Genomic DNA, 12792 nt, shown 5'->3' on the forward strand with positions numbered 1-12792 from the left:
ACATTCTAAAAATAAGAACATGCTAATGAGGTGTCGAATTGGTTATCCTGTTAAAAGTTTTGTTGGTTATCGCCTCGCTGGGCTTAATTGTAACGGTGTTACTACAAAAAGGTAAAAGTGCGGGACTTTCCGGTGCGATCAGCGGCGGAGCCGAGCATTTATTCGGTAAAACGAAAGCTAGAGGCATGGACCTGGTTCTGGCCCGGATTACCGTGGTTTTGGCGGCTATTTTTATTATATTGACGGTCATCGTGGCCTACGTAGTAAAGCAATAACAACTGAACAGACGATGCACATAAATCGCAAACAGCAGGGGGAAGCTACTCCTGCTGTTTTTTCATGGCGTTTTGCCGATTGCGAATAACGAGGGGCTCGGCGGCTGATGCAATTGATTGGTTTATGTTTTTGTCTTTTCAGGATATACTGGTTAGTAACTTGCACCTGCTTGTCAACCGGTTAATTGTGGGTCTCGCCGGGAACCGTGAGGAATGATAAGGCAGAAGCTTAAACGAATCAACGACCGGAAAGCTGCAAGAAGACCCAACGAAGGCACACCCGTACCCGCGGCCGTACAGGCCGATTGGGACACTCGCACACAATCATACACCGCCAGACCGAGATGCCCCGGAGGCAGGGGGAAAAGCGGAAGAACAGGACCTGGAGATCCCCTTGGTGGCCCGGCAACGGGTAGAGGATGCGATTTGCAGCAGCGGCTAAGCCTGTTCAAAGAAATGGTTATCGGGTATGAATACGGAGAAGCTCAACCTAATAAGAAGGTGACAACTATGGTGACAGAGCAGGATATATTAAATTTTATGCATGAGAATGCGTACAAGCCGATGACGTACCAGGAGCTTGAAAAGCATTTCGGCATTGAGAGCGCTTCGGAATTCAAAGATTTCGTCAAGCTGCTTAACGACTTGGAGCAATCCGGACACGTACTGCGCACGCGCAACGATCGTTACGGAGTGCCGGAACGGATGAATCTCATCCGCGGCCGGCTGCAGGCTCATCCCAAAGGATTCGGATTCTTGATTCCGGACGACCGGGATCACCCCGACGTGTACATTCATGCCAATGATATGAATACAGCGATGAATAATGACATTATTCTCGTCCGCGTTACGAGCAAAGGCGCCGCCGGAGGCAAGCTCGAAGGGGAAGTGGACCGCGTCGTCACACGCGCCAATACGAGAATCGTGGGAACGTTCCAGAATCACGAAAGCTACGGATTCGTCGTTCCGGATGACAAACGCGTGCAGCGGGATATTTTTATTCCGAAAAACGCTTTCCTCGGTGCGGCAGACGGACAAAAGGTCGTCGTTAACATTGTCCAGTACCCCGAGGGCCGTGCGGCTGCCCAAGGCGAAGTGATCGAAATTCTCGGCCACAAGGACGACCCCGGTGTGGACATTTTGTCTATCATCCGCAAGTTCCAGCTTCCTGAAGCGTTCAGCGAAGAAGTGATCGGAGAGGCGGAAAGCGTTCCGGACTCCATCACGGAAGAAGAAATCGTCAGCCAGAAGCGCCGGGATCTGCGCGGCAAACGCATCGTGACCATCGACGGAGAAGATGCAAAGGATCTTGATGATGCCGTAAACGTGGAACGGCTGCCGAACGGCAACTACCTGCTGGGTGTGCACATTGCGGACGTAAGTTACTATGTGACGGAAAATTCCGCACTGGACCGCGAAGCCTACAACCGCGGCTGTTCGGTGTATCTGGTGGACCGGGTCATACCGATGCTGCCGCACCGGTTGTCCAACGGGATCTGCTCGCTCAACCCGCAGGTAGACCGCCTGACTATGTCCTGTGAGATGGAGTTCGATGCCGAGCTTAACGTGGTGAGACACGACATTTTTACGAGCGTGATCAAAACAAGCGAAAGAATGACCTACAACAACGTCCGCAAGCTGCTGACCGAGGAAGAACCGGATGCGGAGCTTCTGGAGCGCTACGGCTACCTGGTGGACGATTTCAAGCTGATGGAAGAGCTCGCCATGAAGCTGCGCAACCGCCGTATTCAGCGCGGGGCGATCGATTTCGATTTCCAGGAATCGAAAATCATTGTCGACAAGGACGGAACCCCTGTCGATATCGTGAAGCGTGAGCGTTCCATCGCGGAAATGATTATCGAAGAGTTTATGCTCGCGGCGAACGAAACGGTTGCCGAGCACTTCCATTGGTTGAAGGTGCCGTTCCTGTACCGGATTCACGAAGATCCGGATGCGGAGAAGCTGGCTCATTTCATGGAGTTCATTACGAATTTCGGTTACGTGGTACGCGGACGCGGCAATACCGTGCACCCGCGGGCGCTCCAGTCTCTTCTTGAAGAGATCAAAGGCACGAAGGAGGAGACCGTCATCAGTACGGTGATGCTCCGTTCCATGAAGCAGGCCCGTTACGATTCCAACAGCATCGGGCATTTCGGTCTGGCGGCGGAGTTCTACTCCCACTTTACGTCCCCGATCCGGCGTTATCCGGATTTGATCATTCATCGTGTGATCCGGGAAGTACTAGAGAACGGCGGGGCTCTGACCGATAAACGCAGCGAATATTTGCGCGGCCGGATGGACGATATCGCCGAGCAGTCTTCCCAGCGTGAACGTGTGGCCGTTGATGCGGAGCGAGAAACCGATGCGCTGAAAAAAGCGGAGTTCATGCTGGATAAAGTCGGCGAGGAATTCGAGGGCATTATTTCGAGCGTGACTAGCTTCGGGATTTTCGTGGAGCTGGAATATACGGTCGAGGGCCTGATCCGCCTGAGCGATATGACGGACGATTACTATCATTATCACGAGATGCAGCATGCGCTTATCGGGGAACGCACGTCGAAAATTTACCGGATCGGCGACGAAGTTAAAGTTCGTGTAGGCCGGGTCAATATGGACGAGAAAACGATCGACTTCGAAATGGTGGATATGAAGCCTCGTTCCAATAAGTTCAGCATGCTCGACCGGAGCAAGTCCAGCGGCCGCGGAGGCCAGAAAAAGCGCGTTGCAGGCGGGCGTCCTGTCAAAGGCGGACGTGGTAAAGACCGCGGCCGTGTGCGGGATGTCATCGTGAAGCCCGGCTCGGCGGCGGGTGTAGCAGCAGGTGCTGCCGATGCGGCAGGAGCATCCGAAGGCGGCGGAACCAAGCGCCGCAGACGGAAGAAGAAAGGCGCATCGGGTGAAGCGCCGCTCGGAATCACGCCGGCAGAGGCACCGGGCGCTACGCCGTCTGAGGGCGGCAGCTTGTCCCAGGAGGCTCCGGGAGCCGGCAGAGGACGTAAGCGCCGCAAGGGAGGCAATCCGGCTGCAAAGCCCGATGCAGGCCGTGAGAACGGACTCGTGACCGAGTCCGGCGAGAATGGCGGCGGGCGGCGCCGGAAGCGCAAGGGCGGCGGAGCCGAAGGCGAAGCGGCCGTAACGCCGGCTGTAGGCACCGAGGGTGGCGGCAAGCGCCGCAAAGGCGCCGCTCCGGCCCGTGGCGTCTCGCTGCGCGGTGAGTCCGGCGAAGGCGGCGGCCAAGGCGGCCGCGGCCGGAGGGGACGCGATGCGGGCGAGGGAGAGGGCCGCGAGAGCGGAGGTGCGCGGAAGGAGTCGACGTACTCCGGCAACTGGGCGTCGTCCGTGAACGCGCTGACGAAAACAGTCCGCGGAGACCGGCACACGCCGGACGGCCGCGATCCGTTCGAGCCGGGCGGCCGGCGTGGACGTCCGCGCCGGTAGGCGGCGCGTGAGCGGGCGGTGCAAGCGGGGAGTTGGCTTGCCCGCCGCGGTGCAGCTGAACGGTCCTAAGCCCGCTGTGTTAGCGATAGGCTTATGGTCCATGATGATCCGTAGGAATCCCGTGCGCTGACGGCTGTTGTCTGGCATACATTCCGATGTGGGCCATACGCAGACGGTGAGGCGTTTATCCCCTTGCATAAACAAAGCTTGCATGCCTAAAAGTTAAGCCCGTTGAATTTTTACAACGGCAAATAAATACATGAGTATTAATGAAACGGCCCGACCGTGTGCACGTCTTTTTACCGGACATGCCACGGCCCGGGCGTTTCTTGATTTTTGGCAGGGAAATTGCTACAATAAAGAACACTCCGCCTTTTCAAAAAGGCACGGATGGGGTATTAATAGCATGGACGACTGGAGGGATGACCGTGACCAAGAAAGCGGACGGCAAGGTGCTGGCACAGAATAAGAAAGCTTCGCATGACTACTTTATTGAAGACACTTACGAGTGCGGGCTTGTGCTGACGGGTACGGAAATCAAATCCCTGCGGAACGGCCGGGCGAATCTTTCTGATTCGTTCGCAACCATTCGCAATGCCGAAGCGTTCGTGCATAATATGCACATCAGTCCTTTTGAACAGGGAAACCGGAACAATCCGACCGATCCGACTAGAGCGAGAAAGCTGCTTTTGAAGAAAGCGGAAATCAACAAGCTGATCGGCGCTTCCAAACAGGAAGGCTATACGCTGGTCCCGCTTAAGATTTATATCCGCAACGGCTACGCAAAACTGCTGATCGGACTCGGTAAAGGTAAGAAACAGTACGACAAGCGCGATACAGCGGCTAAACGCGATGCTCAGCGTGATATTCAGCGGGCTCTGCGTGAGAAGCAGAAGGTCGCCAGGTAATGTGGTTTATTAGCTGCTCCTTGTGAGAGCGGGTGGGAAACCGATCCTGGACTTCCATGGATCAGCACCTGCTTTTGGCGGGAAATGTGGTATAATAAATGTGTAAGAAGAACACAGCATCCGGCTCGATGAGCCGTTGCATCCGAGTTCCTTTTCTATTACGGGGGCGTTTTTGGATTCGACGGGGGTAGTTCGAGCATGGGTAGCGGGTAGTGGGGACGCGTCCGCTTCATCAACGCTAAAGCCTATTAAACGGCAAACAACAACAAAACTACGCTTTCGCAGCTTAATAACCTGTGAGCGTGCTCCTCTCCTGTATCGCCCATGTGCCGGATGTAGGGGCTAACCTTTAGTGGGATACGCTGTCACATCTCCGCCTGGGGTGTGCTGAAGAAGACAATCAGGCTGACCTTAGTGAGAGCCGGTTACGGGGCGCTTGCTTGGGTGACATCAAACCCGTGACTACACCCGTAGAAGCTTATGTGTCGTTATCTTCGGACAGGGGTTCGACTCCCCTCGCCTCCATACAACAACAAAAAGGTCCCAGCCTTAGAGGCTGGGACTTTTTTGTTGTTCCGGGAGGCGGGGAGGAGAAGCCCGCGGGTTCAGTCCGCGCGGACGAAGCGAGGCGGAGGAGCAGGGGATTGGAATCGACCGCTAGGGTTGTCGGCGGAGGGAGGCTGCGTGAGCAGGTTAGAAGAGGATTGCAATACTTCTCCCGCCTCCATACTGAAAATCCACAACCGAATCCGGTTGTGGATTTTTGCTATGCTCTCTCCTAGCCAAATTAGGCAAAATAATGAGCTTGGTTGGGATAGAGCCATTTTCTTCTCACACAGAACAGGAACCTTTGGCGCATTGTATTTGCCATGTCAAAATAATTGCAGAAAGGAAAAATTGGTAATAGTGTTGAATTAATTTGAAGTACACCTTTATCCATGATTTTTGAAACGGAGGTACTAATGAAAAATCATGAAATGATTTTGATTGACCTTATCACTCATATTAACATTGAACCTACTATTTTATTTCTCGGTAGTCGTTCGCCTATCGAACTAATGGAGAAACTAATCTCCCAGCGCTGGTCTTGTGTATACACAACTAGCCGCGATTCGGCTCTAACTGATGCGTTCCAACGTAACATTAAGAGGCGTGTAGCCGATATCCTTACGACTGAAGATGCAAAGTTCATAGAATACAATTCGCGGGAATTGTCTATTGTTCGCATCTCTGGCTTGGAGGATGATTCTAGGGACGAACTGGAGCAGGAAGAGATTTCGCAAACCTTTTTGGAAAAAATGCCTGTTCTATTGGAGACTTATGGTCGGATAGTGTTTGACGGTCTTGACCTGGAAGCCGATGCATCAATGATTCAACAAATATACAGACAACTAGCTAAGATCAAACGTAAAAATTTCGCATTTTTCTTTGGAGTGGACGATCAGGTCGACAACCCATATCTACAAAGATTTGCACAGAACGGAGCGGCGGTTCTCCTCGACGTAACGATATCCGACCTGTTGCAAAGTATAGATGACGATGAAAAGTATGCCGGAATCCTGGATATAGATGATCGTGGAAACGATTTTACCTTTTTTTACTCAAAGGGCAAGCAAGTCTATATGGACAGCGAGCTAGACAAACAGCTTCTAATGAACGTTGAATCGTTTGTTCAGCTTCTCGATTATCATACTGTAGAACTTTCAGATTTATTTCCTGCGGAACTCACAAGCCAATACTTCCAGTCATTTTTACAGAACAGTACAATAGGCATGCCCAAATGGTATGGATATCGAGAACAGAATGATTTTCACATCAAACGATATTTCGAAGATGAATTATACGACCATACGATCATCGCTTTACGAAGTGCGGGCGACAAAGAGCGTAGGGAAAAACCGATTATGCTCTGTGGCCAAGCTTGCTCTGGGAAAACAAATGCCCTAGGTGGACTAGCCTATCAGATTTTTCATGAACAACAATATCCAGTCATTTACATTGCCGATCCTGACGTGCAGTTCACCGAAGAAAGCGAGAATACAGCAGAAGGGACCATAAAGAAGCGTTCCGAAAATTTTAAACATTTGGACGAACTTCTTAAGCAAATTGACGCGAAAAGTTCTAATCCCAATCCAACGTTAATCATTTGGGATACAGCATGTCGTGTCCGTTCTGATCTGAATAAGGCTAGGGATCTCCTGAATATGCTGCGCAGTAGAGGACGCCGAGTGCAAATCGTCTGTACTGCTTACCAGAGAGCCACGGCGGCTGACGAACGAAATCAGTATACTTGTATCGACGTAGAAATCGACTTGCAGGGCAACGAAGAACAATTGGTTCGAAAGTTACTAGTTGAGAAGGCCGGATTTCGCCCAAAAGACGCGGATAACATGATTCACTACTATTCTACCGCTTCTATGAATTTCATAGGTTCCTTATATCTGTTCCGAGATTTGCATAGAAACTTGCACGCTCGGCTACGGAGAGAAAACGATGGACATGTTGAAGACATGAGTCAGCGATTTTCTGAAGTATCCCGAGAGTTAGCTCAGGACGCACTCAATACAGTAATGAGACAGAAGATCACTGCAATTATGGAGAAGTTGGAGAAGTCTCTGATGCTGACTGTCACTGAGAACGGTGAAGATAAAGTGAAGGAAGAAACCGAAAAAATCGATACTACTATAAAAAAACTAGTCTGTTGTATCGCCGTTTGTACAGTATACAAAGAAAACATGCCTCTACCTTTGGCAATGCGTTTACTAGGGGCATATTCCATGGATACATCCAAAATATTAAAATTGATCCTTGAAAATGCCCTGATTCGAGAAATCGAAACGGTTGATGGAAGCGCGCTTCGAATCCGCAGCCAATTAGAGGCGAACATGTTGCTTAAGGAGTACGAATGGGATACTTTCGACTTGATAATTACCATGCTGAATCATGTATCGTCTGGTTCGTTACGGGAGCAGAGGCTTATTCAAGGCATCATCCGCACAATAGGGCCCAACAACAAGGAATCGAATCAATCTTTGTGGAGGCAGGACTCTTTATTCCCGAAATTCATGTTACTCGTCGAGGAGTTACGTAAATATCGTGAGCAAAGCGAGAACAGAAATACTGATTTGATTCTGACTGAAATTATGTTGACACGCGAAATCTGCAAAGACTCGCGTTGGGGGCAAACGGAGGATGACCGCATCTCGTTCCTTTCAGAAATGCATGAGATTGCAAGACAGGAAATTAAGCGGCGCGAAAGCGAGAAAATGAACCGCTTCCTATCGAACTTGTACGTGGAATGGGCTAATCTAAGCAATCGCCTTTATGACTTCGACGATACGCTTATTAAGTTGGAACTATATGCAAATGTTAAGGAACGAATGGATCTAGTCATTCAACACTACCCGGAGGATAATTACGCATATACAGCCTACTTATGGGCTGGCTTGCAATACGCAGACAATCTGAAAGACATTAATGACAAATTGAGTTTGCTGGAAACTCTGGATCATTACAAAGAAATAATGACCACTGAGGATAGTCTGGATGAAAACATCTTTGGCCGGCTTGATGCCTTAGTTGATAGTATATATTTTAATGAGGATCGTTTTCAGAAGAGTATCGAGGAGGGAAATTCCTACGGAATACATTTTCGTGCTCGTAAGTTACTCGGAGTCGGGGATAACGCCCTTCGTTTTAACGAACTGTTAACAGAAGCAAACAAGATAGAAAGCTGCAAGCGAATCATAGACCTTATGGAAAATCCACGTCACTACTCGATTGTGCTTGGAAGCGCTTCTTGCTTGTACATCTTGATTCATACAAAATGGTTATTGGTTAATCGGACGCCGGTGATTCCGCTTGACGAAGAAACCCGCACCTCCATGGAAACCCCAGAATGGGAACAAATGTATGAACTTTGCAGCAGATACTTAGATTTAAGTAAAGTACGCCCTCCCCGCATGGTCTATTTATTAGCTCTATGCTGTGCTCAGCTCGAAAACCGCAGAGGACATGAATGTGACCAACTATTCGAGGAACTGCGAAAAGGCACCTCTTACGAGAAGCGTCGCTTGCATGTTCTTTGCGATGCGGAAGGCAAACCGCTTTCTTTCACCGGCAGCATAGATGGTCGATACAACCGGACTCAGCACAGAGGTTACGTGAATTTCCGTAACGCCGGTTTTCAGGAGTCTATCTATTTCCGTGCCGAGTTAGTTGGTCGATCTGAAGATAGCCTTAAAGAGAGAGAGAAGTTAATGAATCTGAATATAGCTACCTCTTTCAGTGGGCTCCAAGCTTGCTTGATCAAGGGAGGAGCCTGATGGGGACAAGCAGTTTGTTTGCAAATGATAGCGTTAACGATTTAAATGAACTATGCCGGGACTTGCATGCTGCGCTTCTGCTTGCTGAATCCTATCATCCCAAGCCGATTCGAGGCGATGCTGAGGGAGAACTTCGCTTTTGGACGGCGGTTACCAATGTGTACGGACTGTTCTATGATTGCATGCCTTACGTTTTTCGAACGCACCATGTATTTATGCGTCAGAATTATAATAATCAGACCCAAACCCTGCTGAATATCATGGAACAAGAGCATGCATTATCTAGAAGAAACCGTCAAGTGATTGAGCAATACTTTCGTGCTTTGACAGAACTGCGCAGTATCTACTGCCATAACAAGCCGCCAAGAACTATTATCAAACCCAAATTGGATAAGGTATTCGGGCCCTTTTTCTGCGAACCCTACCATCATCAGGTTTCATCTGACGTATTTAATTTTAATGCTGCTTACACACATTTCGAAGTGGTTACCCAAAATGTCATTGTCCAATTAGAATCTGGTGTAAAGGCTTTAATTTTATTAGGGGGCGAGAGGATCATCTCGGAGTGGCAGAAGGCACTAATTGGCTGGTATCTTCAATCAGACGATCTCCGAAATAGGAGCGTCCATCACCTGCGATCCATCCACGGTCAAATAAAATATCCATGGGACATTAACGAAAAAATAGAAGAAAGCTTTAATAAGTCCGGCATGACCGTGAACGATTTATTCGACGAATTAGTAGACTACGTTGATTCCTCTGCCGTTCAGATCCATTCGCAAGAAATATGGGAATTGATTATCTCCGATATTCTTTCCTAATTTTGATGTAAGAAATCGGTTGGATGAATAGGTGAAAGCGTGTATGTGATATCTGTTCACTTAAAAAACACTCGAGGAGACCTGAAAAGCGTTCGAACAATAAATCAAGGGAATGGCTCTCTCAATAGCGCGCAACGGCTAATTGTGATTTTGCAGAGCCATGGTTCGCCTCCATACAACAACAGAAAGGTCCCAGCCGAGAGGCTGGGGCTTTTTTGTTGTTGTATGAAAGCGGGAGGAGAACCCCGCGGGTTCAGTCCGCGCGGACGAAGCGAAGCGGAGGAGCACGGGATTGCAATCGACCGCTTGGGTTGTTGGTGGAGGGGGGATGCTGCGTGAGAAGGTTAGATGAGGATTACGATACTCCCCTCGCCTCAAAATGTAAATATACAAAGGCGAAAAGAAGCTTTGCCACCGAAATACGGTGGCAGGCTCCTCTTTTTGATTTTTATACATTACTCTAGATGGATATATTATAAAATATAGGATGCTATAGTATAATCAAGTAATGGAAAAATAATAAATCTAAAGTTTATATACGGGAGTGTATGAAATGAAATCAGTTACACTAGATGCACTTATTCCACGAGAAGATTTCGAAGTCACAGAAGAAATTAGTGGAGGAGTAAACCGGAATAAGACTACGTTATCGATAGAGGATTTGCAGTTCGATTCGTTCTTTTTTACTGCTCTAAGGAAACCGGAATTTCAACGTGAAACAAATGAGTGGTCGGATGACAAGGTATGCTCTTTTATTGAAAGCTTTATCAATGGAGAGCTGGTACCCGCAATAATTTTATGGAAAAATAAAAATGGGTTTATATTTGTAATTGATGGAGCGCACCGTTTAAGTAGCTTAGGAGCTTGGATAAATGATGACTATGGAGATGGAGATATATCTCTTAAATATTATGATAGATTTATTCCTGAAGAACAGGAAAGTATAGCTAAGCAAACTAGAGAATTAATCAATAATAGAATAGGATCATTTAAAGATTTAAAAGAAGCAAGAAGAAAACCTCAAAATGAAATCAGTGATAAAATAGCTAATATTGTAAATAACCTAGGATCCTTAGCACTCCAAGTTCAATGGGTGGAGGGGGATTCAAGTACTGCTGAGGAATCTTTCCTTAAAATAAATCAATCTGCAACCAAAATAAGTGATGCTGAATTAGAGTTGATTATGTCACGTAATAAAGCTCATGCCATTGCGGCAAGGGCTATAGTGAGAGCTGGAAGAGGTCATAAGTACTGGTCTGGATTTGAAGAAAAGGTTCAACATGATATTCAAGATATAGCTACAGAGATTCACAGATTACTTTTTGGTAGTAAAAAGATGTCTATGGATGATATCAACAATTTACCAATGGGTGGTCCGTTTTCGGCTAACTATACATTGGACACAGTGACACAGACTGTTAAAATTTGCAACAATTTAAATAAGATTGAAGATGAGAAAGAGGGGACGTCAGAAAATGTAGTGAAATATTTGAAGAATACGTTGAAAATACTGGAGTATATAAGTTCAAAGAAGCCATATTCAATGGGACTCCATCCTTTTATATATTTTTACTCTGATTTAGGAAAACATAAAGTTGGTTCTTATTATGGGATTCTAGAGTTATTTGAAACTTTGATTAAAAAGCAGCAATTAAACAGATTTATTGAAGTAAGAGAAGCATTTGAAAAAACTCTGATGACATATAATTTTCTGGTCCAACAAATAATAAGAAGATGGCGCCAGTCGAAGAGAGGGTACCGTGGTGTAGCAGAGTATTTCGCAACACTCATAGAGATTATTCATAATAATAAATTGACTGAGCCTGTAGATATAATTGGTAAATTGAAGGAACTAAATGACTTCAGATATTTACTTACTGATATTATTGATAATCATACAAGTTCGATTAACAAAAATTTTTCTAGAGGACAAAAACAGCAAATAAAAATCCAAGCATTGGTTCAAAACATACCAAAGTGCCCCATTTGTGGAGGGCATATTTCACCAGCAACAGGATCAATTGATCATATCATAAGAAAGGAAGACGGTGGGATGGCCTCAACGTCCAACGGACAATTAACTCACTTGTATTGTAATACTACATATAAGAATTAGAAATGAAGTAATGAAATACAATATGTTTTCCCAAAACATCTGGATCATCATGGTGGAGGATATGGATTTGCCAAGCTACTCTTCGCCTCTATATTTTAAAAATCCACAACCATGAAAAAGGAGCTTTGCCACTGTAAAGGTGGCAGGCTCCTTTTGTATTTCACTGCATGATTCTGTTCAGCGAAGAAAATAAAATATAGGCATCTAGATCAGTAACAAGAGCGGAGCCCGATTCATATGTTGTCATGAAGTATTAGAATTGGCGGATCTCGACAGGACAGTTGCTTCTCGCAGAAACACCGTCACCTTTTGAAAAGGACGACGAAGTCGATTATCTTGGTTTCTGTTCTTCTTGCCCGTGTCGGTTTATGCTGCCAATCAAATTAATTGTTTATGAAAAATGGAGGTAATATTATGAACGAATTCAAAAATGATTTAGCGAAATTGAATGTTTCCCAATTTACGGCGAGTGAGACGACTCCTTGGAACGCTCAAAACGAACAATCGGCTCGTTTATGCTTCTTCAACTGTTTCAATTGTTTCAGGTGTTTCAATTGTTTCAACTGTTTCAACTGTTCTAGTTGTTTCAATTGCTCCAGTTGCTTCAGGTGTTCCAGCTGCTTCAGATGTTCCAATTGTCACCACTGCCACCGTGGAGGACAATAAGGTATTTATTGTCGATATGTAAATAGTTGTGTCCCATATTATTTTTTTCTCTACTGAAACAGTGGTTGTCTAATGAGAAGATAAAGTCCTGAATCCTTTTGATGTGCGCCCCTAAAATAGATGTTAGAAAAACCCTTGGGTTAATCTACTCTAATTTAGGGGTGTTTTGCGCCGGCGACGAAAAGACAGAAGCTCCACGTTACAGTCATGAGGGACAAATAGCTGGACATAAGATTACTTGTG

7 protein-coding genes and 1 other RNA gene are annotated in these 12792 nt (G+C 46.8%); all 8 read left to right on the forward strand.

Annotated features, from left to right (window positions below):
* The first annotated feature begins 38 nt into the window (after positions 1 to 38).
* The 8 genes from secG to KVT34_RS32750 all read left to right on the forward strand — a co-directional run bounded on the left by secG (position 39) and on the right by KVT34_RS32750 (position 12549).
* Positions 39 to 275: a preprotein translocase subunit SecG gene (gene secG / locus KVT34_RS18030; RefSeq protein WP_217560208.1), complete on the forward strand. Its 237-nt coding sequence runs from the start codon at positions 39 to 41 to the stop codon at positions 273 to 275.
* 510 nt (positions 276 to 785) lie between these two features.
* The gene (gene rnr / locus KVT34_RS18035) at positions 786 to 3713 is read left to right on the forward strand and encodes a ribonuclease R (protein WP_254634999.1); all 2928 of its coding nucleotides are present in this window, start codon (positions 786 to 788) and stop codon (positions 3711 to 3713) included.
* Positions 3714 to 4141: 428 nt separating this feature from the next.
* Positions 4142 to 4621 (forward strand): SsrA-binding protein SmpB, encoded by a 480-nt coding sequence (smpB, locus tag KVT34_RS18040; protein WP_009674535.1) that lies wholly within the window; start codon positions 4142 to 4144, stop codon positions 4619 to 4621.
* A 162-nt stretch (positions 4622 to 4783) separates the two neighbouring features.
* Positions 4784 to 5149: a transfer-messenger RNA gene (gene ssrA, locus KVT34_RS18045) on the forward strand.
* A gap of 434 nt (positions 5150 to 5583) precedes the next feature.
* Positions 5584 to 8946 (forward strand): hypothetical protein, encoded by a 3363-nt coding sequence (locus KVT34_RS18050; protein ID WP_217560210.1) that lies wholly within the window; start codon positions 5584 to 5586, stop codon positions 8944 to 8946.
* Positions 8946 to 9767: a hypothetical protein gene (locus tag KVT34_RS18055; protein WP_217560212.1), complete on the forward strand. Its 822-nt coding sequence runs from the start codon at positions 8946 to 8948 to the stop codon at positions 9765 to 9767. The genes KVT34_RS18050 and KVT34_RS18055 overlap by 1 nt, the downstream gene beginning before the upstream one ends.
* A gap of 553 nt (positions 9768 to 10320) precedes the next feature.
* A complete protein-coding gene (locus KVT34_RS18060; RefSeq protein WP_217560214.1) occupies positions 10321 to 11883 on the forward strand; it encodes an HNH endonuclease family protein in 1563 nt (520 codons plus the stop codon).
* A gap of 414 nt (positions 11884 to 12297) precedes the next feature.
* The gene (locus KVT34_RS32750; RefSeq protein WP_217560215.1) at positions 12298 to 12549 is read left to right on the forward strand and encodes a heterocycloanthracin/sonorensin family bacteriocin; all 252 of its coding nucleotides are present in this window, start codon (positions 12298 to 12300) and stop codon (positions 12547 to 12549) included.
* Positions 12550 to 12792: the final 243 nt, after the last annotated feature.

It is taken from the genome of Paenibacillus sp. GbtcB18 (assembly GCF_019091125.1).
Taxonomy (GTDB): domain Bacteria; phylum Bacillota; class Bacilli; order Paenibacillales; family NBRC-103111; genus Paenibacillus_F; species Paenibacillus_F chitinolyticus.